Origin of the sequence: Tsukamurella pseudospumae (assembly GCF_001575205.1) — a bacterium.
GTDB lineage: Bacteria > Actinomycetota > Actinomycetes > Mycobacteriales > Mycobacteriaceae > Tsukamurella > Tsukamurella pseudospumae.
Map to the genome: position 1 here is coordinate 36,985 of NZ_LSRE01000009.1, position 21,465 is coordinate 58,449.

17 protein-coding genes and 1 pseudogene are annotated in these 21,465 nt (G+C 71.3%); 11 read left to right on the forward strand and 7 right to left on the reverse strand.

Annotation, left to right across the window (positions count from 1 at the left end; genetic code table 11):
* Window positions 1–25: 25 nt before the first annotated feature.
* Window positions 26–1,462, reverse strand: coding sequence for an aspartate ammonia-lyase (locus tag AXK61_RS06325; RefSeq protein WP_068573755.1), 1,437 nt, complete (start codon window positions 1,460–1,462; stop codon window positions 26–28).
* 177 nt (window positions 1,463–1,639) lie between these two features.
* A complete protein-coding gene (locus AXK61_RS06330; protein WP_068573757.1) occupies window positions 1,640–2,299 on the reverse strand; it encodes a TetR family transcriptional regulator in 660 nt (219 codons plus the stop codon).
* A gap of 141 nt (window positions 2,300–2,440) precedes the next feature.
* Between AXK61_RS06330 and AXK61_RS06335 the strand changes: the two genes are divergently transcribed.
* Genes AXK61_RS06335 through AXK61_RS25645 form a run of 3 tightly spaced genes read left to right on the forward strand, consistent with a single transcriptional unit; the run spans window position 2,441 to window position 5,054 of the window.
* Window positions 2,441–3,502 carry a flavin reductase family protein gene (locus AXK61_RS06335; RefSeq protein WP_068744325.1) on the forward strand — a complete coding sequence of 354 codons (1,062 nt, stop codon included), beginning with the start codon at window positions 2,441–2,443 and terminating at the stop codon, window positions 3,500–3,502.
* Window positions 3,503–3,532: 30 nt separating this feature from the next.
* Window positions 3,533–4,705 carry a fatty acid desaturase family protein gene (locus tag AXK61_RS06340; RefSeq protein ID WP_139058055.1) on the forward strand — a complete coding sequence of 391 codons (1,173 nt, stop codon included), beginning with the start codon at window positions 3,533–3,535 and terminating at the stop codon, window positions 4,703–4,705.
* 34 nt (window positions 4,706–4,739) lie between these two features.
* Entirely contained in the window at window positions 4,740–5,054 is a 315-nt protein-coding gene (locus tag AXK61_RS25645; RefSeq protein ID WP_231855459.1) for a hypothetical protein, read from the forward strand.
* Here the strand turns inward: AXK61_RS25645 and AXK61_RS06350 are convergent.
* The 4 genes from AXK61_RS06350 to trmB form a co-directional block, all read right to left on the reverse strand.
* Window positions 5,027–6,538 carry a protein kinase domain-containing protein gene (locus AXK61_RS06350; RefSeq protein ID WP_068744327.1) on the reverse strand — a complete coding sequence of 504 codons (1,512 nt, stop codon included), beginning with the start codon at window positions 6,536–6,538 and terminating at the stop codon, window positions 5,027–5,029. The two genes, AXK61_RS25645 and AXK61_RS06350, sit on opposite strands and share 28 nt — an antisense overlap.
* A 154-nt stretch (window positions 6,539–6,692) precedes the next feature.
* Window positions 6,693–9,653, reverse strand: coding sequence for an MMPL family transporter (locus AXK61_RS25875; RefSeq protein WP_068744329.1), 2,961 nt, complete (start codon window positions 9,651–9,653; stop codon window positions 6,693–6,695).
* Between the two features lie 33 nt (window positions 9,654–9,686).
* Window positions 9,687–10,358, reverse strand: coding sequence for an NYN domain-containing protein (locus AXK61_RS06360; RefSeq protein ID WP_068744331.1), 672 nt, complete (start codon window positions 10,356–10,358; stop codon window positions 9,687–9,689).
* Window positions 10,355–11,215, reverse strand: a complete 861-nt coding sequence (trmB, locus tag AXK61_RS06365) for a tRNA (guanosine(46)-N7)-methyltransferase TrmB (RefSeq protein WP_068744332.1) — start codon at window positions 11,213–11,215, stop codon at window positions 10,355–10,357. The genes AXK61_RS06360 and trmB overlap by 4 nt, the downstream gene beginning before the upstream one ends.
* Before the next feature lie 37 nt (window positions 11,216–11,252).
* Here trmB and AXK61_RS06370 point away from each other — a divergent pair, with 37 nt between their 5' ends.
* The 7 genes from AXK61_RS06370 to AXK61_RS06400 all read left to right on the forward strand — a co-directional run bounded on the left by AXK61_RS06370 (window position 11,253) and on the right by AXK61_RS06400 (window position 19,367).
* Window positions 11,253–11,981 carry an LppX_LprAFG lipoprotein gene (locus AXK61_RS06370; RefSeq protein ID WP_068744334.1) on the forward strand — a complete coding sequence of 243 codons (729 nt, stop codon included), beginning with the start codon at window positions 11,253–11,255 and terminating at the stop codon, window positions 11,979–11,981.
* The gene (locus AXK61_RS06375) at window positions 11,978–13,558 is read left to right on the forward strand and encodes an MFS transporter (protein WP_068744336.1); all 1,581 of its coding nucleotides are present in this window, start codon (window positions 11,978–11,980) and stop codon (window positions 13,556–13,558) included. Before AXK61_RS06370 ends, AXK61_RS06375 begins: the two co-directional genes overlap by 4 nt.
* 63 nt (window positions 13,559–13,621) lie before the next feature.
* Window positions 13,622–14,341 carry a hypothetical protein gene (locus AXK61_RS06380; protein WP_068744338.1) on the forward strand — a complete coding sequence of 240 codons (720 nt, stop codon included), beginning with the start codon at window positions 13,622–13,624 and terminating at the stop codon, window positions 14,339–14,341.
* Window positions 14,338–15,435 (forward strand): hypothetical protein, encoded by a 1,098-nt coding sequence (locus AXK61_RS06385; protein ID WP_068744340.1) that lies wholly within the window; start codon window positions 14,338–14,340, stop codon window positions 15,433–15,435. The genes AXK61_RS06380 and AXK61_RS06385 overlap by 4 nt, the downstream gene beginning before the upstream one ends.
* A complete protein-coding gene (locus AXK61_RS06390; protein WP_082789247.1) occupies window positions 15,425–15,760 on the forward strand; it encodes a DUF6802 family protein in 336 nt (111 codons plus the stop codon). The genes AXK61_RS06385 and AXK61_RS06390 overlap by 11 nt, the downstream gene beginning before the upstream one ends.
* 135 nt (window positions 15,761–15,895) lie before the next feature.
* Complete coding sequence (locus tag AXK61_RS06395) at window positions 15,896–17,737, forward strand: phosphoenolpyruvate carboxykinase (GTP) (RefSeq protein ID WP_068744342.1); 1,842 nt, start codon at window positions 15,896–15,898, stop codon at window positions 17,735–17,737.
* A gap of 574 nt (window positions 17,738–18,311) precedes the next feature.
* Window positions 18,312–19,367: a hypothetical protein gene (locus AXK61_RS06400; RefSeq protein ID WP_068744344.1), complete on the forward strand. Its 1,056-nt coding sequence runs from the start codon at window positions 18,312–18,314 to the stop codon at window positions 19,365–19,367.
* A gap of 21 nt (window positions 19,368–19,388) precedes the next feature.
* On the opposite strand, the pseudogene AXK61_RS06405 reads toward AXK61_RS06400, so the two are convergent.
* A pseudogene (locus tag AXK61_RS06405) lies at window positions 19,389–20,312 on the reverse strand (LysR family transcriptional regulator).
* Window positions 20,313–20,385: 73 nt separating this feature from the next.
* Here AXK61_RS06405 and tdh point away from each other — a divergent pair.
* Window positions 20,386–21,432, forward strand: coding sequence for an L-threonine 3-dehydrogenase (tdh, locus tag AXK61_RS06410; RefSeq protein WP_068573788.1), 1,047 nt, complete (start codon window positions 20,386–20,388; stop codon window positions 21,430–21,432).
* Window positions 21,433–21,465: the final 33 nt, after the last annotated feature.

The window sequence follows — 21,465 nt, forward strand, 5'->3', positions numbered from 1 at the left end:
CGGCGGCGCGTGCCGGACCGGACCGTCAGGCGCCGTCGGACTGCGGGGAGAGTGCGAGCGGCGGATGGCCCGTGAGGTACTCGGGGGTGAGCAGGGAGTCGAGCACGGCATCGTCGAGCAGGCCGCGCTCGCGGACGATCTCGACGACTCCCCGCCCGGACTCGAGGGCCTCGGCGGCGACGGAGGTCGCGGCGGCGTAGCCGATCGTGGGGCTCAGCGCCGTGACCACACCGATGGACTCGGCGACCATCCGCTCGAGCCGGTCGCGGTTGGCGGTGATGCCGGCGACGCAGCGCTCGCCGAGCACCCGCGCCCCGCGCGTGAGGTGCGAGATCGACTCCACGAGCGACCGGGCGATGATCGGCTCGAAGGCGTTGAGCTGCAATTGCCCGCCCTCGGCGGCCATGGTGATCGTGACGTCGTGGCCGATCACCTCGTACGCGATCTGGTTCACCACCTCAGGGATCACGGGATTGACCTTGCCGGGCATGATCGACGACCCGGCCTGCACGGCCGGCAGGTGGATCTCGTTGAGCCCGGCGCGCGGACCCGAGGACAGCAGCCGCAGGTCGTTGCAGGTCTTCGACAGTTTCACCGCGATCCGCTTGAGCACGCCGCTCAGTTGGACGAAGACGCCGACATCGGCCGTCGCCTCGATGAGGTCGGTGGCGCCGATCAGTTCGTAGACACCCGTGACCTCGCGCAGCCGCTCGATCACCCGCGCCCGGTAGCCCGGATGGGAGTTCAGCGCGGTGCCGATGGCGGTGCCGCCGATGTTGAGCTCGTGCAGCAGCCGCGTGGCCTCCTGCAGGCGCACGATGTCCTCGCCGAGGGTGGTCGCGAAGGCGCCGAACTCCTGCCCGAGCGTCATGGGGACCGCGTCCTGCAGCTGGGTCCGGCCCATCTTCACGATCCCCGCGAACTCCCCGGACTTGGCGCCGAACGCGCCGCGCAGCTCGGTGAGCGCCTCCTGGAGCTCGCGCAACTGCGTGATCAGGGCGATCTTGACGGCGGTCGGGTAGACGTCGTTGGTGCTCTGGCCGAGGTTCACGTGGTCGAGCGGGTGCAGGGTCGTGTACTCGCCGCGGGGCCGGCCCAGGTGCTCGAGGGCGGCGTTGGCGATCACCTCGTTGGCGTTCATGTTGGTCGAGGTGCCGGCGCCGCCCGCGATGGTGTCGACCAGGAACCACTCGTGCAGCTCGCCGCCGCGGATCCGCTCGCACGCGGCGACGATCGCCCGTGCCTTCTCCTCGTCGAGCAGCCCGAGCTCGCGATTCGCCGACGCCGCAGCCTGTTTCACCGCAGCCAACGCGTTCACCAGGTGGGTGTGGGTGGCGATGGGGATACCGGTGATCGGGAAGTTCAGCAGTGCCCGGGCGGTGTGGGCGCCGTAGTACGCGTCGGCCGGAACGTCGATGTCGCCGAGCAGGTCGTGCTCGCTGCGCGTCTGGGGAGAGGTCATGCTTCGATCGTCGCGCACCGTCGGCGATTTCTGAGCGATTTGAGCCCCCCGATTCGTCGTAACCCCACCCGAACGACCGGTGTTCCGGTGGGGTTACGACGAATCAGGGGGAGCGGTCGACCAAGGGGTGGGGGTGTGACGAATCGGGGGGCGCCCGGAACGCAGCGCGACGGTGCGCTACCGCTCGGCCGGGTGGTACGAGGCCAGGCCCAGGGCCACGACGGTGAGCTGCCGGGACGTCCGGTCGATGAGCTCGGCCTCGTCGCGGTTGTTGCGCGCGTCGATGCGCACGAGCTCGGCGACGAAACCCAGCATGATCGTCACGTAGAGGTCCGCCACCATGTCGAGGTCCTCGACGCTCCACTCGCTGAGCGGCGGGATCCGCGACAGGTCGTGCGTGAGCTCCTTGGCGAACAGCCGCAGCTCGACGTCGATCGCCCGCTGCAGCTCGGGGGAACCGCCGTAACGCTCACGCACCAGGAACTGGAACTCCGCGTCGTTGGCGCGGGCCTGCTTCGCGACGATCCGGACGGCCTCGGCGCCGCTCGGCGCGACGCCCTCGCGCCGGCCCTCGCGGAGCATACGACGCAACACGCGCATGGCGTCCTCGACCAGGGTGACGCCGAGATCGTCCATGGAGGCGAAGTGACGGTAGAAGGCAGTGGGCACCACGCCCGCGGCCTTCGCCACCTCGCGCAGCGACAGGCTCGCGAACGAGCGTTCACCGGCCAGGGCCAGCGCCTCGTCGAGAAGGGCCTGCCGCGTGCGTTCCTTGGCCTCCGCCCGCGACGGCCCCGGGGTGTGCCGTTCGACGGCGCGCGGGGTCGGTCTGGGCATGGGTTCGAGTCTATCGCCCCTGCGTCGGGACGGTGTCGCGGAGGCTGTGGCCGAGGTCACGGAACAACTCCTTGACGGGGAGCGGACGTCTGCGTGCATACTGTGAGTGTACAAGCGTGCACTGAACGGAGAAACACAGCCATGAGCCGCTTCACCCGATTCGCCGGCAACGTCATCGAGGCCGTGCTGACCCCGCACGCCGTGGATCGCTACCTCGAGCTCGTCGACCCGATGGTCACCTGGACGGAGATCCGCGGTCGCGTCACGGCCGTCAGTCGCCGCACCGACCGCACCGTCACCTTCAGTGTGACCCCCACTCGCCAGTTCGAGGGCTTCCAGGCCGGCCAGTTCATCCAGGTCAGCGTCGTGATCGACGGCGTCCGTCAGACACGCTGCTTCTCGCCCGCGAGCTCGCAGCACCACGACGGCGACCTCGAGTTCACCGTGACCGCCGACGCCGACGGGCACGTCAGCAAGCACCTCCGCGAGAACCTCGCCGTGGGCGACGTGCTCGGCCTCACGCCGGCCGGCGGCACCTTCGTCCTGCCCGGAACACCCGGCGACCGCCCCGCAAGCATCCGCCTCATCAGCGGCGGCAGCGGCATCACACCCGTACTCTCGATCCTGCGCACGCTCATCGACGAGAACTACGACGGCGAGGTCGCGCTCCTGCACTTCTGCCGCGACTCGGCGGACAACCCGTACCGCGCGGAACTGGAGCGGCTCGCCCGGTTCGGCAACGTGTCGGTGACCTACGTGTACACCCGCGCGGGCGGCCGGCACCTCGGTGCCGAACACATCGGGCAGCTCGAGGGCTACGGCGACGTCGGCCTCGCGTGCGGTCCCGCGTCGTTGCTGGACGCCGCGAAACAGCTGTACACCGACGCCGGCGTCGACCTCCGCGTCGAGGAGTTCACCCCGCCGGTGGTGTCGGCACCGTCGGGCGAGGCGACCGGAACCCTGCGCTTCACGGAAGCGGGCACCGAGGTCGACAACGACGGCCGCACCATCCTCGACCAGGCCGAGTCCTCCGGCCTGTTCCCCGAGAGCGGCTGCCGGATGGGCATCTGCTTCTCCTGCACCGCCGTGCGCAAGTCCGGCTGCACCACCAACGTCCTCACCGGTGAGACCGACACCGAACCCGACCAGCACATCCAGCTCTGCATCAGCGCGCCCGTCGGCGACGTCGAGATCGCGCTCTAGCCACCGCACCACAGACCCAGGGGAGAAATCATGACCGAACAGATCACCCTCACCGCCGAGCAGGTCGAGATCATCGGCGAGCGCTTCGACGCCATCCGTGCCCGCGTCCTCGCCGACCTCGGCGAGAAGGACCGCGAGTACATCTACAAGATCGTCCGCTACCAGCGCGGGCTCGAGATCGCCGGCCGCGCGATGATGTACCTGCCGCCGCTGTGGCCGGTCGCCGTCGGCGCGCTGGGCGTGTCGAAGATCCTGGACAACATGGAGATCGGCCACAACGTCATGCACGGCCAGTACGACTGGATGCGTGAGCCGGGCCTGAACTCGCGCGAGTTCGAGTGGGACAACGTGTGCCCGGGCGATCAGTGGAAGCACAGCCACAACTACCTGCACCACACCTTCACCAACGTCCTCGACATGGACCGCGACATCGGTTACGGCATCCTGCGGATGGCGCCCGAGCAGAAGTGGCACCCCTACTACCTCGGCAACCTCGCCTACGCGAGTGCGTTGATGGTGCTGTTCCAGTGGGGCGTCATGCTGCACGACCTCGAGGCCGAGAACATCGTCAAGGGCAACCGCAAGTGGTCCGACATCAAGGAACTCGTGGCGGGCATGCGCCGCAAGGCCGGCAAGCAGGTGCTCAAGGACTACGTGATCTTCCCGCTGCTCACCGGCCCGCTGTTCCCGCTCACCTTCCTGGGCAACGCCTCGGCGAACCTGATCCGCAACATCTGGTCGTACTCGATCATCTTCTGCGGCCACTTCCCGTCGGGCGTGCAGACCTTCACCAAGGAGGAGACGGCCGAGGAGACCCGCGGCGAGTGGTACGTGCGGCAGATGCTCGGTTCCGCGAACATCGACGGCGGCAAGCTCTTCCACGTCATGAGCGGCAACCTCAGCTTCCAGATCGAGCACCACCTCTTCCCCGACATCCCCGCGAACCGCTACCCGGAGGTCGCCGCCGAGGTGCGCGCGACGTGCGAGGAGTTCGGCCTGCCCTACAACACGGGTTCGCTGCGCAGCCAGCTCACGTCGACGTGGAAGAAGATCGCCAAGCTCTCGCTGCCGAACAGCTGGACCAAGCAGGAGCCGGACCTGGCCGTGACCATCGAGCGCGCCCGTCACGAGGACGCCGCGTCGAAGGCGCTGGCCGCGGCGGGCTGGCAGCGCGCCGTCGAGCGTGAGATGGTGTCGGTCTAGGCCGGACGCACCGGACCGCAACGGAGGAGTCGCAGTGGGCAAGATCGAGCGGCGCAAGGACGCGGCGCAGGAGGCCGTCGAGTCGACCTCCATCCGCGTCGGCCGCATCGCGACCATCATCACCACCGCCGTCGCGGACGTCGCTCGGGAGATCGGCGACGCCGTCGGAGACGCCCTCGAGATGCGCCAGGCCGCCAAGCGTGCCGCCGCGGACGAGGCCCGGCAGGCGGAGCCCCGGCAGGCCGGTTCAGTACCCCGGGCCGACGGTGCCGCCGGACGGGCGCCCACGGGGTCGGAGCCGAAGGCCGATCCGGACTCGGATCAGCCCTCGTCGACCTCGACGCCGTAGCTCCGGACAAGAGCCGCCACCCCGTCGGTCCACCCCTGCGCCACGGCGCGCAGCCGGAGCACCCGGTCTCCGGACGGGGTGTCGCGGTGGTACACCTCGAACAGGACGGACGCGCGCAGCCCCGGTTCGCCGGCCGCCGGCACCGTCCACGTCCCGTCGGCGCACCCGACGGTGACGGCCGGCACCGTCGGGCGGGTGGGTTCGGGCGCGTCGGTGGCGACGGCGACCACGATCCGCGCACCCGGCGGGAGCGCGTGCGGAGCGAGGGCGAGGCCGGCCTCGTCGCCGGGCGCGAGCGCCGCGATGCCGTCGGGGTCGCGCGGATTGTTGTAGAACACCATGTGCTGCTCGCTGAGGACCCGCTCGTCGCCGTCCACGATCAGTGCGAACAGGTCGCTGCCGGCTCGGACGCGCGGCGTCTCGACCCGTAGCAGCAGCTCCGCGGCGTGCGGCAGGTCCACGGTCTCGCCGCGCCGCAGCTCGACCGGTGCGCGACCCGACGGTGCCGTGGGTGCGGCCGACGGGGCGACGGTGGTCGGGGCGTCGTCGGCGGCGGGTTCGGCGGGGCGGAGCATCGTCGCGGCGTAGCCCGGGTCGTCGTCCGCGACGGTCGGGGCCGCGGCGCGCGCCGCGGGGGAGGCGGCGGCGATCGCGGCGAGCGCCTCGGCGAACTCGCCGCTCGTCGCGAACCGGTCGCCGGGGTCCTTGGCGAGCGCGCGCTGGAAGACGGCGTCCAGCTCCGGCGGGAGGCCCGGTCCGCGCTCGTGCACCGCCGGCACCGGCTGGTAGAGGTGGGCGCCCATGACGGCGGCGATGGTCGTGCCGGTGAACGGCGCTGCGCCCGTGAGCAGTTCGAACGCGGCGGTCGCCAGCGAGTACAGGTCGGTGCGGTTGTCCAGGTCGAGGCCGCCGATCGCCTCGGGGGACAGGTAGCCCAGCGTCCCGACGGTCGTGCCGGTCACCGTCAACGAGGTGGCCTCCGTGGAGGCCTTGGCGATCCCGAAGTCCACGAGCTTGACCGCGGCGGCCCGCCCCGCCCGTAGCCGCACCAGGACGTTGGCGGGTTTGACGTCGCGGTGGGTGATGGCGAAATCCTGATAGGCGTAGTCGAGCGCGCCCGCGACGCCGCTCACGATCTCCGAGACCAGGCCCAGCGCCAGCGGTCCCTGCTCGCGCAGCAGCTGTTTGGCGTCGGTGCCCTGGAGGTACTCCATGGTCAGCCACAGCCGGCCGTCGTCGAGCTGCCCGCGGTCGTAGAGGTGCACGATGTTGGGGTGCGACAGCGGCGCCAGTAGGTCCGCCTCGTGGATGAACCGCGCCTGGAACTCCGGGCTGGCGGAGACGGCACCGTCGAGCAGCTTGAGCGCGTCGCTCCGGGGGAGCCGCGGGTGGGCGACGAGGTAGACCTCGCCCATGCCGCCGGCGCCCAGCCGCTCGATCACCCGGTACCCGGCGATCTCCAGGTCCTGGTCGCTCCCCGCCATGGACACGGAGCCTACTCGTGCACGGCGCTCCATCACCATGCCGTTCTCGGACCTCCGGCCGAAGGGAACGACGGTGCGCCGACATCGCGCGCCTCGCGGCCCCGGATACGACGGTGCCCCGCAGGATCGAATCCTGCGGGGCACCGTCGAACTGCTAGCGCTCCTGGTCCCGGCCGGGCTGGGGCCCGGTGTCGCGGGGGCCGCCGGGGCGCGGACCCTGCGGCCCACCCGGCCCCTGCGGGCGCGGCGGGTACGGCGGGCGCTGGCCCTGCTGGCCACCCGCGGGCGGACCGCCGGGGCGCTGGCCCTGCGGGCGCGGCATCTGGCCGCTGGGCCGCGGGCCACCGGGACCACCGGGGCCGAACTGCCCGGGCGGCGGGCCCTGACGGCGCCCGGGGAGCGGCTGCTGGTAGCTGCGCGGATCGTGCGGCGGACGCTGCGTGGGCGCCGACGGGCGCGGTGGCAGCTCGATCCGGCCGGAGAATCCGGGCGGCGGTCCGGGACGCCGCGGGCCGGGGCCCATCGGGGTCGGGCGGGCCGGTCGGTCGGTCGGCGGTATGCCCGCGCCGGGCGGGATCGCGTGCTCGGTCGGGCTCGACACCGAGCCCGCCACGACCGGAACACCCGCCGCCACGACCTGCGGCGCGGCCTTGCCGGGGCCCGCGGTCGCGGGCCGGACCGACGACAGCGGGCGGCCGTCGCGGGTCTCGGCGGGCAGCGAGGTCTCGCCCAGGCCGACGGCCTCCTGGATCTTGCGCATCCAGTTCGGCGCCCACCAGGAGTCGTCGCCGAGCAGCTTCATCACGGCGGGGACGAGCACCATGCGGACCACGGTCGCGTCGACGAGCAGCGCGAACATCAGACCGAAGGACACGTACTTGAGCATCACCAGGTCGGACGTGGCGAACGCCGCCGCGACGCAGGCGAGCAGGATCGCGGCCGCCGTGATGATGCGGCCCGTGTTCGCCGTACCGGCGCGGATCGCCTGCTTGGTCGTGGCGCCGGCAGCGCGTTCCTCGATCATGCGGGAGATCACGAAGACCTCGTAGTCCGTACTGAGACCGAAGACCACCGCGATCACCAGCACCAGCACGGGCGCCATCATGGGCCCGCCGGTGAAGTTGAACAGGTCGCCGCCGTGACCGTCCACGAACATCCAGGTGAGGAAGCCGAGCGTGGAGCCCAGGGACAGCAGCGACATGAGCACGGCCTTGATCGGCAGCGTCAGCGAGCCGAAGGCCAGGAACATCGCGATCGTGGTGACCAGGACCAGCAGCAGCATCAGGGCCGGCAACAGGTCCAACATCGAGTTGATCGAATCCTGCTGCAGGATCGGCATGCCGCCCACGAGGAACCCGACGCCCTTGCTCGCGTCGGCACCGTCCATCGTGATGCCGCGCAACGCGGTCAGGGCCTCGCCGACCGCCGCGGTGTCGTTGGGGTCCTGCATGCTGCCGTTCGAGGTCCGGATGGAGACCTCCTGGCCGCGCACGACCAGCTTGTCCGAGGTGCCCTTGGCGGTGGACACCGCGTCGCCGGCGGCGCTGAACCGCGCGGAGTTCGGGTCCGCGGGGTTCGAGTGGGTGAAGCCGGGGATCTTGTTCGCCTCGTCGAGCACCTGCTTGATCTGGGCGTCGCTGGCGTTGGTGAAGACGATCTTGACGGGCTGCCCGGTGTTGTCCGGGAACAGCTCCTGGAACTGGTCCTGCGCCATGCGGGTCTTGTTGTCGGGCGGCAGGTAGGTCTGCGAGATGCCGCCGAACTGGAGGCCGACGATCGGGATGCAGATCGCGAGCAGCAGCGTGACGACGCCGACGATGGCGGTCTTCGGGCGCTTCATGACCGCGTCGGTCACCTTGCCCCACATGCCGGCCTCGATGTTGGCCTTCGTCTTCGCGCGGCCCGTCTTCTCCGCCGCCCAGTGGATGACGCCGCCGATGAGCGGCAGGTTCCACTTGTCGAAGATGGTGAGGAACCAGTGGAAGCTCAACGCGAAGACCTTCGGGCCGAGCACCGCGAGCATCGCCGGGAGCAGCGTCAGCGACAGGAGCGCGGCGATGAACACGCCGAGCAGCGCGCCGGTGGCCATCGAGGTCAGCAGGCCCAGCGGCGAGATGTACAGACAGGCGAGCGCGGCGACGATGAGCAGCGACGACATGATGACCGTTCTGCCGGCCGTCATCACCGTGCGTTTGACCGCCGTCGGTGTGTCGTAGCCCTCGTCCAGTTCCTCTCTGAATCTGGACACCATGAACAGGCCGTAGTCGTGGGCGATGCCCAGGCCGATCAGCGAGATGATGGGCCCGACGAACAGGTTGACGTCCGTGAAGTCCGCCATCACGGAGGCGACGGCCATCGCCGCGCCGATGGTGAGCACACCGATGATCATCGGGAGCACCGCGGCGACGACGCCGCCGTAGACGAAGAACAGCACGATCGCGACCAGCGGCAGCGCGATGATCTCGGCCTTCTGCTGGTCCTTCTGGACGCCCTCCGTGACCTCCGAGGTCACCGGGACCAGACCGCCGACCTGGGCGGAGAAGACCGCCTTGTTCGCGTCGGACTGCAGCATCGCCATCAGCGGCTGCTGGATGGACACCCAGTCCTTGCCGCGCTGCGTGTCGTCCGCAGAGCGCATGGGCAGAGTGAAGAAGCCCCACGTGCCGCCCTTGGCGTCGGTGCGGGTGAACTTCTTGAACAGCGCGTCGTTCGCCTGCGGGCCGCCGGGGGCGAACATCGTGTAGCTCAGCGAGCTCGCCTGCGGTTCCTTCTCGTTCGTCGGGTTCAACTTCGAGTCGTCGCCGGTGGCGTACTTCGCGAGGATGTCCTGGCGGGTCTGCTCGACGGCCTTCTCGACGTCCGGGTCGGTGATCTTCTTGCCCTCGGCGGGCTTGATGAGCACCAGGATGTCGGGCTGCATCTCGCGGCCGTTGGCCAGGTCCGTGACCTGTGCCGCCGCCACCGAGTCGCTGTTCTCGTCGTAGAGACCGTTCATCTTGGTCTTCGCCCCGAGCCCGAGGAAGCCCCAGACGCCGGTGGTGGCGATGGTCACGAACAGGACCGCGATGATCGTGTATCGGAACGCGTAACTGAAGCGTCCTATCGCTGCGAACAAGCGAAAAATCCTTTCCGGTGGCCGGTTCTAGGGCTAGGCCCGGCTCGAAAGTAGCGAAGACAGGGGGCGGAACGGCTGCAGCCACGCACCCTCGTCGGGCAGCGCGTCGAGGCTCACGCGTGGCAGCGGCTCCCGGAACACCCCGGAGATGTCTTCGAGATCGACGAAGTCCAGAGTAGGGGAAGCCAACGCCCAGGCGGCGTGCTCGCGGAACCCGAGTACCTTGACCGGGACCCCGGTTGCGGCGATCTCCTCGAGCGGCTCGCGGAAGGCCTGGCCGTCCGCGGAGGCGACGACGAGCCCGCCGAGGCCCGGCGAGTACCGCCGGACGTCGATGTGATCGAGCATGTCGTCGTCGACATCGCTGTCGTCGTCGACCTTCGGCTTGGCGAACACCGCGTAGCCCACGTTCCGCAGGGCCTCGACCCAGGGCCGGACCACGTCGGCGGTGCCGGGCGCGATGTTGGTGAAGACGGTGGCCTCGGGCTCGAATCGAACATCCGGATCCGATGCGCCGTCTTCCAAGGCGGCCGTGAACTCCAGTAGCCAGCGGCCGAGGGCGTCGAAGCGCGGGCGGTGCGCCGCGGTGGGCCGGCCGCCCAGAATGGAGCCGAGCCCCATGTCCAGGTTGGGCGCGTCCCAGACCAGCAGGACGCGCCGGGCCGGATCGGCGGTCACGACGGACTCGTCGGTCGGACTCGTCACGGCACCTCTCCTTCCTCCACGCGCTCCCAGACGAACTCGTGGATCTCGCGGCCCACCTGCGCGGCCTTGTCCTGGAACTTGGTCACCGGGCGGTCGACGGAGATCGGCAGGCCGGCGTCGGCGAGGCGCGGGGGCAGTGCCACGGGCCGCAGGAGCGGCTCCGAGGGTGCGGTCTCCGCAATCGCCTCTGCATAGTCTGCATGATCAGTGGCCACGTGCAGAATCCCTCCGACACGCAGGCGATCCGCGATGAGCGCGAACATGCGCCCGGAGAGCAGCCGGCGCTTGTGATGACGGGCCTTGGGCCACGGGTCCGGGAAGTACACGCGCACGCCCGTGAGCGAGCCCGGGGCGACCATGTCCTCGAGCATCGCGACACCGTCGCCCCGCACGACCCGCACGTTCGTCAGGTCCGCGCGTTGCACGGCTCCCACCAGCTGGGCGATGCCGGGCAGGTAGACCTCCACCGCGACCACGTCCAGGTCGGGCTCGGCCTGTGCCATGGCCCAGGTCGACGTTCCGGTGCCCGACCCGATCTCGACGACGAGCGGGGCCTCGCGCCCGAACCACGCCGCCGCGTCCAGGGGGTGCGACGGTGCCGGGAAGGTCCGGTCGGGCTGCGTGTCCGGGACGGGGGAGGCGACGGTGGCACCGGGACGTGGGCCCGGGGTCTCCGCCGGGAACGCCTCGACGGGCCGGGCGGGCGGGATGTCCCGGCCCAGGGTGTCCCAGCCGGTGTCCATCGCCAGCTGCTGAGCGGGGGTGAGGGAGGCGCGGCGGGAGCGGAAACTGGTTACTCGCGGGTACAGCCGACGGTGCTCGGCGCGGGGATCCTGGGACTGGGGCACGCTCTCCATCGTCCCAGCTTTGCGGATGTGACCTAGCATTGGCCGCATGATCGTGCGTAACAGTCGCCACACGGCGCTCCGTCTGGCCACCCTGATGGTGGCCCTCCTCGCCGCGTTCGGCCTCGTCGCCGCGTGCTCGAAGAGCAGCGACGCGAAGCAGTCCGACGCCCCGCTGCCCGACGCGAAGACCATCATCGACGCCTCGTCGGCGTCCGCCCGCGCCCTGCACGACGTGCAGCTGGACCTCTCGGTCGACGGCACGGTGCCGAACCTTCCCGTCAAGAGCGTCGCCGCGTACCTCACCAACGAGCCCAAGGTCTCCGGCCAGGGCGATGCCGAGGTCACCTTCAACGGCACCCAGGTCAAGGCCAAGTTCGTCGTGGTCGACGCGCACCTGTGGGCGCAGTTCGGTTCGGGGCAGGCGTATCAGGACATGGGCCTGGCCGCCGACATCTACGACGCCTCGGCCATCCTGGACCCCGAGAAGGGCATCGCCAAGCTCCTGTCGTCGGTCCGTGAGCCCAAGGTCGAGGGCCGCGAGCAGATCGGCGGCACCGATGCCATCCGGATCTCCGGCATCATCCCGGGCACCGCGCTCGCCGGCATCGTCCCGAAGGCCGCCCTCGGCGATCGGCCGCTGACCTTCTGGGTCCAAGAGGCCGCGCCGAACAACCTCGTGCGTGCCAACGTCGGCTTCGACAACGGGACGCTCAGCGTGACGCTCTCGGACTGGGGCAAGAAGGTCACCCTGCTGGACCCGAAGACCGCGAAGTGACGCTCACGGCTCCGTCGGAGGCGTCCGGCGCGGTCCGGGGGCGCGGCGTTGCCATCGGCGCCGCGGGCCTGGCGGTGCTCCTCGGCGCGCTGGACACCTACGTGGTGGTCTCGGTGCTCGAGGACATCATGCGCAGCGTCGAGATCCCGATCAACAAGATCCAGCTGGCCACGCCCATCATCACCTGGTACCTCCTGGGGTACATCGCTGCCATGCCTCTTCTCGGCCGCCTCTCCGACCGGTTCGGGCGTCGATTGGTGCTGCAGGCCAGCCTCGGGCTGTTCATCGTCGGGTCGATCATCACGGCGTTCGCGGACACCGTCCCCGAGGTCCTCGCGGGCCGCGTGGTCCAGGGCGTCGCGAGCGGCGCGCTGCTCCCCGTGACGCTCGCGCTGGCGGCCGACCTCTGGTCCGCGCGCCGACGGGCCGCCGTGCTCGGCTGGGTGGGCGCCGCACAGGAACTGGGGAGCGTCCTCGGCCCCGTGGTCGGCGTGGGCGTGGTGACGCTGGTGCACAACCACGTCGCGTCGGTGCCCCACGACGACGCGTGGCGGGTGGTGTTCTGGGTCAACGTGCCGCTGGCGCTCATCGCGATGCTGCTCCTGCAGGTCACGGTGCCCAAGCGCGCCGTGTCGAAGGAGAAGGTCGATGTGGTCGGCGGGCTGCTGCTCGCCGTCGCGCTGGGCCTGTCGGTGATCGGTCTCTACAACCCCGAGCCCGACGGCGAGCACGTCCTGCCGCCGAACGGGCTGTGGCTGCTCCTGGGTGCCGCGGTCGCCTTCGTGCTGTTCGGCGTGTGGGAGAGGTTCGCGCGCACCAAGCTCATCGCGGCCGCCGGCATGCGGGTGCGCCCGTTCCTGGCCTCGTGCGCCGCGTCGGTGTGCGCGGGTGCGGCGCTCATGGTCACGCTGGTCGACGTCGAGATCTACGCCCGCGCGGTCCTGGAGCGCGACGGGGTGGCCGCGGTGCTCACCCTGGTGCGGTTCCTGCTGGCGCTGCCCGTGGGCGCCGTCCTCGGCGGCCTCCTCGCGACGCGTGTGGGCGACCGCCTCGTGTCGGTGGTCGGGCTGATGGTCGCGACGGGCGGCTACCTGCTCATCGCGACCTGGCCCACCGACGTGCTCTCCGCCCACTACCTGGGCTTCCTGCCCGCGCTGGACACCTCGCTGGCGATCGCCGGCTTCGGGCTCGGCGTGGTGATCGGCCCGCTGTCGTCGGCGGCGCTGCGCGCGGTGCCGCTCTCGCAGGCCGGGATCGCGTCCGCGCTGCTCGTGGTCGCCCGGATGAGCGGCATGCTCATCGGCGTCGCCGCGCTGACCACCTTCGGTTTCTACCGCCTGAACTCGATCGTCAACGCCATGCCGCCGGTCGTCCCGCAGGGCGACTTCACGCAGACGGTGCGCGCGGTCGCCCGACAGACGCAGGAGGCGTACGCGCACATGTTCGGTGAGGTCTTCCTGGTGACCGCGGCGATCTGCGTGGTCGGCGCGGTCTTCGCGGCGTTCGTGTCCGGTGGCCGGCACCAATCGGGTGATTCGCCCGCCGCGGACGACGACGCGCTCGTACCCTCCCGATAGGGGCCGGCGCGGGGGCGCCGGCCGGGAGTGGGGGCTCTCATGGGGGATTCGACTGTACGGAGCGTGCCCGCGGAACCGACGGTGCGCACGGGGCCGCCGTGCGTCCGCGTGCTCGGCCGCGAGGGCGTCGGCAAGACGGTGCTCGGCGCGGCCCTGCGCGCCCGCTCGGTCGTACTGTCCGACGGTGCCGCCGACGCGGTCCTGTACTGCTTCGCGGGTGGCCTGCGCGCCACCGACCGGGCCGCGCTCGACGATCTGACGGCGGGATCGTCCGGCCCGCCGCCGGTCGTGGCCTGGACGCGGGCCGACGCTGCGGGTTCGTGGCGCGCCGCCGACGCCTACGCCGAACGCCTCGCCGAGGTGCTGGGCGGCCCGGTGATCCCGGTGATGGCGCTGCTCGACGATGTCGACCCCGTCGACCTGCCCGCGGTTCGCGGCCTCGCGGAGTCCGACCTGGCGCTGCCGGGGTCCGCCGTCGCGGCCCGGGAGGCGCTCGGCGCGGACGCCGGGCTGCTCTCCCGGCTCGGCGGCTACGGCCTGGCCTGCGCGATCGGTGCGCTGCGCGGGTCACCGTCGATGCCCGACGACGAGCTTCTCGCGGGCCTGCGCGACCTGAGCGGAGTCGACGCCCTGCTGGCGCCGCTCGCCGCCGCGTTCGACGGCCACGAGGAACGCCGGGAAGCCGAGTTCGAGGACCGGCTGCGCACCGTCGCCGTGACGGACTGCGTTCGACGGGACACGGCCGAGCGGATCCTGCTCGACCGGCTCGGGCGCGCGTCGTGACGATCCTGGTGGCCGGGCAGGACCCGGCGGGTGCGGTCGCCGTGGCGGCCCGGCTGGGCGGCGATGCGGCGGCCGTCGGCGCCGACGGTGCGCTGACCCCGCTCGGCGAGCACCGCGATCCGTACGACGCGGCCGTGTACGTACTCGACGCCTGCGTCCCGGCAGACGCCGTCGACGTCGTCGCGCTCGGACGGCTGCGGGCCGGCCTGCCGACGGTGCTCGTCGCGACCGGCGCGGAGGTGTACCCGGATGCGGCGGAGACGACGGACGCCTCGGCGCGTCGCCTCGGCGCCGACGTGCTCGCCGTCCAGCCGGACTCGGGCACCGGCTTCGGCGCATTGCAGGCGGCGCTGGAGCATCCCGCTCCGCCGGTGCACCGCCCGCCCCGGGTGGGGGTGGCACCGTCGAATCCGGCCCTGGAGCGCGCGGACCGCTCCGCGTACCTGCGCGCGACGGTCGCACGGCTGCGGGCGAGCCTGCTCGCGGCGTCGGCGGAGGGCTTCCGCAGGCATGGGGACGACGGCGAGGATCTCGACGACCACGGCGAGGTCCGCGCGCGTCTCGACGGCGTGGTCGCGGAGCTGGAGCGGTCGTTGCGCGAGCAGCTGCGCGCCGTCTACCGCGGGACCTTCGCGGGCTGGCCCGCGGTGCCGGAGCCCGCGGCCCCGTCGTTGCCCCGCGCCGATCCGCCGTCCGCGCCCGCGCGCCGCCGCGGCCCCGAGGACGCCGCGGTCCTCGTGCTGGGGGCGTCGGCGGGGCTGGGGATCGGCCGGGCCGCGGCCGCACCACTGGAGGCGTTGGGCGGGGCGCGCTGGCTGGCTCTGCCGATCAGCCTCGCGGTCGGGCTGGCGGCGGCGGTGTGGCTGCTGCGGGTGCGTCGCCGGACCGCCGCGCGGTCGGAGCGCCGGAACCGGGCGGACGCGGCGTCGGCGGTCTTCCGGCAGCAGGTCGACGTGGAGCTGGCGGCAGCCCTCGTGGCCGCGGAGGCCGATGCCGCTCTGCGGATCGCGCGCGGTCCGGCGACCGACCCCGGCGCGGGACGCGGATCGGGAACCGATCCCGGAGCAGGTGCGTCTAATTCATATGGACCATGATTTCGGTCTGTTCGGGCCCTCGGGTGGGGGAGCGTTCGGGCCCGAGCTGTTCGACGGTGCCGTGCCCGCCGAAGCGCCCTCGCCCGGCGGGCTGTGGGTGCACACCGAGGGCGGGTGGTTCGACGTGCACGCCCTCGACACCGACGGCGACGGGCTGGTCGATACCGGCACGCTGACGGACGCGTCCGGCACCGCGGTGTTCACCGATCTCGACGCCGACGGCCTGGCCGATGTGTACCACCGGGTCCGGACGGACGGCACCTTCGAGACGTGGCGGTTCTCCGGCGGGGCCTGGCGCCTGATGGACCGCGGCGACGTGGGGTGAGGCGGGAGGGAGTGGCCGGCGGCGTATCACCGGTCGTGTGATGTGAGATGAAGCACGTCACCCTCGATGCTGTGACCTTGCCCGATGTGTGACACTGGTCCAAAGGTTCGGATGCGACTCTCGGAGATGACACATATGACGTCAGCCACCATTCCCGGTCTCGAGGGGGATCTCCCCACGAAGCACGCGCAGCTCATCGAGTGGGTGCGAGAGGTCGCCGAGCTCACGCAGCCCGACCGCGTGGTGTGGGCCGACGGCTCCGATGAGGAGTGGGATCGTCTCACGTCCGAGATGGTGGCGGCCGGCACGTTCACCAAGCTGAACGAGGACAAGAAGCCCAACTCCTTCCTCGCGCTCTCGGATCCGGCGGACGTGGCGCGCGTGGAGTCGCGCACCTACATCTGTTCGGAGACCAAGGAGGCCGCCGGCCCCACGAACAACTGGATGCGCCCCGCCGAGATGCGCGCCACCATGACGGATCTCTACCGCGGCTGCATGCAGGGCCGCACCATGTACGTGGTGCCCTTCTGCATGGGCCCGCTGGGTGCCGACGATCCGAAGCTGGGCGTCGAGCTCACCGACAGCGAGTACGTGGTCGTCTCGATGAAGATCATGACCCGCATGGGCCAGTCCGTCCTCGACAAGCTCGGTGACGAGGGCTTCTTCGTCAAGGGCATCCACTCCGTGGGCGCGCCGCTCGCGCCGGGCGAGGCCGACGTGCCGTGGCCCTGCAGCGAGACCAAGTACATCACCCACTTCCCCGAGACCCGCGAGATCTGGTCGTACGGATCGGGCTACGGCGGCAACGCGCTGCTGGGCAAGAAGTGCTACGCGCTGCGCATCGCCTCGGCCATGGCGCACGACGAGGGCTGGCTCGCCGAGCACATGCTCATCCTGAAGCTGATCTCGCCGGAGGACAAGGTCTACTTCGTCGCCGCCGCGTTCCCGTCGGCCTGCGGCAAGACCAACCTCGCGATGATCCAGCCCACCCTCCCGGGCTGGCGCGCGGAGACCGTCGGTGACGACATCGCCTGGATGCGCTTCGGCAAGGACGGCCGCCTCTACGCGGTGAACCCGGAGTTCGGCTTCTTCGGCGTCGCCCCGGGTACGTCGAAGGACTCGAACCCGAACGCCATGAAGACGATCGAGGCCGGCAACACCATCTTCACCAACGTCGCCAAGACCGACGGTGGCGATGTCTGGTGGGAGGGCATGTCCGCAGCCCCGCAGCACCTCACGGACTGGAAGGGCCAGGACTGGGAGTCCAGCTCGGCCGAGAACGAGGACGGTGCGGTCACCGTCGCAGCGCACCCGAACTCGCGCTACACCACTCCGATGTCGCAGTGCCCGTCGATCGCCCCCGAGTGGGATGATCCGCAGGGCGTGCCGATCTCGGCCATCCTCTTCGGTGGCCGCCGCAAGACGACGGTGCCCCTGGTCACCCAGGCCCGGGACTGGAAGCACGGCGTGTTCATGGGTGCCACCGTGGGCTCCGAGCAGACCGCCGCCGCCGAGGGCAAGGTGGGCACCGTCCGCCGCGATCCGATGGCGATGCTGCCCTTCCTGGGCTACAACGTGGGCGACTACTTCGAGCACTGGCTCGAGATCGGCAAGCAGGCCGACGAGTCCAAGCTGCCGAAGGTGTTCTACGTCAACTGGTTCCGTCGTGGTGAGGACAAGCGCTTCCTGTGGCCCGGATTCGGTGAGAACAGCCGCGTGCTCAAGTGGATCGTCGATCGCATCGAGGGCAACGCCGCGGGCAAGGAGACGCCGATCGGTATCGTCGCGACGCCGGAGGAGCTGGACCTCACCGGTCTGGACACGCCGGTCGAGGATGTCGCCGAGGCCCTCGCCGTCAACGTCGACGAGTGGCGCGGTGAGCTGCCGTCGATCGACGAGTGGTTCGGCTTCGTCGGTGAGAAGCTGCCCACCGGGCTGAAGGACGAGCTGGACGCGCTCAAGCAGCGTCTGGGCTGAGCCCCCGGTCGCTCCGCGACACGCACTGCGCCCTCGCTGTTCTCGGCGGGGGCGCAGTGCTGTCCGGCGGGCGGCCGCGATCGGTGCGGCGATGGCAAAGGACACTGCGCCCGGGTGCGGTCGCGACGGCTGCGGCAAGCGGTCGATCCGGTGTTCGCGACCGCGTGATGAGCGCGGTTGTCCGATGTGATCGAAAAATTACTGATGCGAAATAGATCGCACTTCACGGTGCGGAACAACGTTGCAGAACGTGCCCTTTCCGGGTTGTGGTCGCGTTCGCATCGTGTCGTTATCGTTACCCCGGTTTCCTGGATAACCTCCTGTGACTCGTGTTTCCTCAGAGGTGGGTCGAGTTCTGTAGGCGGAGAAAGCACCTCCGAGTTCCGTTTGTCTTCAAGGCATCTCAAGCATGCGCCGCGCTCCGCGGGGAGTTGCGGCGATCGGTCGTGTCCGCATTCCGATACTCGCCCGCCCGAAGGAATGGTCGTTGCGCGAATGGAGAACGGGAGAGTTCATGTCCAGGTATCAAGGGCGGCATCGTAGGAACAATCGGACCGCGGTATCGGTGACGCGGATGACCGCGTCGGCGGCCGCCGCCGTGGCGGTGGGCTCGATCTGGCTCGGTGCGGGCGCCGCGCAGGCCGGTGGCGACCCGGCGAAGCCCCCCGCTCCGGTGCAGCCGGGTGTACCGGGCGCCGGGAACGCGAACGGCGGCACGGCCGCCGGCAGCGGTACCGCGGGCGCGGGGCGCACCACGGGTGCCGGACGTGCGACCGGAGCCGGGGCCGGGGCCGGTGTCGCGGGCCGTGGCGGCGGAGCGGGCACTGCCGGCGGCGGAAACATCGCGCCGCAAGGCGGTTCCGGCGCGCCGGGCGCAGGCACGCCGAGGGGTGCCGGCCAGGGCGGCGCCCCGGCACAGGCCGCTCCGGCCCGCGTCGGCGGCCCGACCGCCGGAGGCCCGAACGGCGGCGGTGCGAACGGCGGCGGTGCGAACGGCGGCGGTGCGAACGGCGGCGGTGCGAACCGTGTGGGCGGTTCGACAGGCGCGAACTCCGCGAACGGGACCGGTTCCGGCTCGGGGGGTGCGGGTTCGGCGGACGGCCGCGGGACGGGTGCCGTAGCACCACGCGTTGCCGGCGTGAACGGCACTGGTGGCACGAACGCGACCGGTGGCACGAACGGGACCGGCGGCGCGCCCGGCGCGAACGCGGGTGGAACGGGCCGGGCGACGGCACCGTCGGGCGGAGCGAACAGGGCGGTTCCCGCCGGCACCACGGGCGCCGCCGAGGGCGCACCGTCGGGCTCCGGTTCCGCACCGGACACGACCGTCCGGACCACCGCAGGAGCGGACGCGGCGAGCGGGGCGGCGTCGTCGCCCGGCTCGGACCGCGAGACGTCCGGAGCGTCGGTCGGTGCGCGAACCGCCGGTGCGGCCACGGAATCCGGCACGGGAACGGCGGGCGGCGGCGCGTCCACCTCGGGCTCGGGCTCGACCTCCGGCTCCGGTTCGACGTCCGGCGCGGGAGCGGCATCACCCTCGATCCCGAGCGTGTCCGCGGGCTCGGAGTCGGGCGGCTCGTCCGGTGGTGGCCTGGTCGGCTCGCTGCTGGACGCGCTCCCGATCCTCTGACCGACGGTGCCCCGGGCCCCGTCAGGACGCCCGGGGCGCGGTGAGCTCGGAGAGGATGTCGCGCAAGGTGTCCGCCACCGTCATCACCGATCGGCGGCGCAGCGCTTCGGGGCGGGCGAGCACGTCGATCGTGCGGACGGCGGCGACGCCGCGCAGCGGCCGCAGCACCAGGCCGGGCGCGAGCGCCTGCCGCGCGGTGTACCGGGGCAGCAGCCCGATCACGCCGCCGGCGGCCACGAGTGCGGCGACGGCGGACTAGTCGTTGATCCGGTGCACCACCTGCGCCGGACGGCCGGTCACAGCGACCACCGCGGCCAGCACGTCGGCGGGGGAGTAGCCGGCGCGGCTGGTGACCCACGGCTCGTCCGCGACATCCGCGGGCAGCAGGGCGTCGCGGGCGGCGAGCGGGTGCTCGGCGGGGAGCGCCACGTCGAGCGCCTCTTCGATCATCGGGAGCACCGACACCCGATCCTGCGGCCACGCGGGCCCGTTCGTCATCCGATGGGCGAGCACGAGGTCGTACCGTGCGGTGAGCGCAGGGAACTCCTGCTGGGAGACGTCCTCGTCCGACAGGCGCAGGTGCGGCACTCCGTCGGTGCCCGGCGGCAGGCGGTCGACGAGCCGTGAGAACACCGCGTGGCCGGCGCTGTGGAAGGCACTGAGCGCGACCGTGCCCGCCGGGTCGTCGTGGAAGGCGCCGATGGCGGCGCGCGCGTCGGCCATCGCTCGGATCACGGACGCGCCCGCGTCGGCGAGGACCCGCCCGGCGTCGGTGAGCACGAGGTTGCGGCCCTCGCGGCGCGTCAGAGGCACGTCCACGCTGCGTTGCAGTAGCGCGAGCTGCTGCGACACCGCCGACGGGGTGATCAGCATGGCATCGGCCACCGCGCGCACGCTCCCGAGATCGCCCAGCTCGCGCAGCACCCGCAGCTGCCGAATATCCATGAAGTGAATCCTTAACTATCGGATCAGTAGATGGTCATTGTTCTTCATCCTCGCTCGCTGTGCAATGGAACCCATGAAGGCACTGTTCAAGTCCGCGCGCGGCCCCGGACTGGAATTCGTCGACCGTCCGGAGCCGGAGGCCGGTCCGGACGAGGTCAAGATCCGCGTCATGGCGACGGGGATCTGCGGGACGGATCTGCACATCCTCGGCTGGGACGCCTGGGCCGACGGTGCCGTTGCCGCGCCGCTCATCCCGGGGCACGAGTTCTACGGCGAGGTCGTCGCCGTGGGCGCCGGAGTCCGGGAGGTCCTCGTCGGGGACCGGGTGTCCGGGGAGGGACACGTCGTCTGCGGCGTGTGCCGCAACTGTCGCGCCGGTCGGCGGCAGATGTGCATCCGCACCCGGTCCGTCGGCGTGCAGCGCGACGGTGCCTTCGCCGAGTACGTGGTGATCCCCGAGACCAACGTGTGGGTGCACCGCGATCCCGCGATCACGCCCGAGCTGGGCGCGGTCTTCGACCCACTCGGCAACGCCGTGCACACGGCGCTGAGCTTCCCGCTCGTGGGCGAGGACGTGCTCATCACCGGCGCCGGGCCGATCGGTCTGATGGCGATCGGTGTGGCGCGGCACGCCGGCGCGAACCGGATCGCGATCACCGATGTCTCCGAACCCCGCCTGGCACTGGCCCGCTCGCTGGGTGCCGATCTGGCGGTGGACGTCTCGCGGCAGCGGATCGCCGATGCGCAGCGCGAGCTCGGGCTCACCGAGGGCTTCGACGTCGGGTTCGAGATGTCCGGGCATCCCACGGCGCTCCCGGAGATGATCGACAACATGAACCACGGCGGCCGGATCGCGATGCTGGGGCTGCCCAGCGGCGCGATCGACATCGACTGGGGCAAGGTGGTCACGCACATGCTCACGCTCACCGGGATCTACGGCCGCGAGATGTACGAGACCTGGTACGCGATGAGCGCGATGCTCTCGTCGAACCACGCCCTCCGCGCCGGGATCGAATCGCTGGTCACCGACGTGCTGCCCGCCGCGCAGTGGGAGCGCGCCTTCGAGACCGCCCGCGCCGGCACCGGCGGCAAGGTGGTGCTCGACTGGACCGGGGTCTGACCGCGTCGCCCTGATCTCCGATCCGTACCGACC

Bases quoted from the DNA above. Each gene is read 5' to 3' on its own strand.
- AXK61_RS06325 (WP_068573755.1), bottom strand. From the start codon at position 1,462: ATGACCTCTCCCCAGACGCGCAGCGAGCACGACCTGCTCGGCGACATC.
- AXK61_RS06330 (WP_068573757.1), bottom strand. From the start codon at position 2,299: ATGCCCAGACCGACCCCGCGCGCCGTCGAACGGCACACCCCGGGGCCG.
- AXK61_RS06335 (WP_068744325.1), top strand. From the start codon at position 2,441: ATGAGCCGCTTCACCCGATTCGCCGGCAACGTCATCGAGGCCGTGCTG.
- AXK61_RS06340 (WP_139058055.1), top strand. From the start codon at position 3,533: ATGACCGAACAGATCACCCTCACCGCCGAGCAGGTCGAGATCATCGGC.
- AXK61_RS06350 (WP_068744327.1), bottom strand. From the start codon at position 6,538: ATGGCGGGGAGCGACCAGGACCTGGAGATCGCCGGGTACCGGGTGATC.
- trmB (WP_068744332.1), bottom strand. From the start codon at position 11,215: ATGGAGAGCGTGCCCCAGTCCCAGGATCCCCGCGCCGAGCACCGTCGG.
- AXK61_RS06370 (WP_068744334.1), top strand. From the start codon at position 11,253: ATGATCGTGCGTAACAGTCGCCACACGGCGCTCCGTCTGGCCACCCTG.
- AXK61_RS06390 (WP_082789247.1), top strand. From the start codon at position 15,425: ATGGACCATGATTTCGGTCTGTTCGGGCCCTCGGGTGGGGGAGCGTTC.
- AXK61_RS06395 (WP_068744342.1), top strand. From the start codon at position 15,896: ATGACGTCAGCCACCATTCCCGGTCTCGAGGGGGATCTCCCCACGAAG.
- AXK61_RS06400 (WP_068744344.1), top strand. From the start codon at position 18,312: ATGACCGCGTCGGCGGCCGCCGCCGTGGCGGTGGGCTCGATCTGGCTC.
- tdh (WP_068573788.1), top strand. From the start codon at position 20,386: ATGAAGGCACTGTTCAAGTCCGCGCGCGGCCCCGGACTGGAATTCGTC.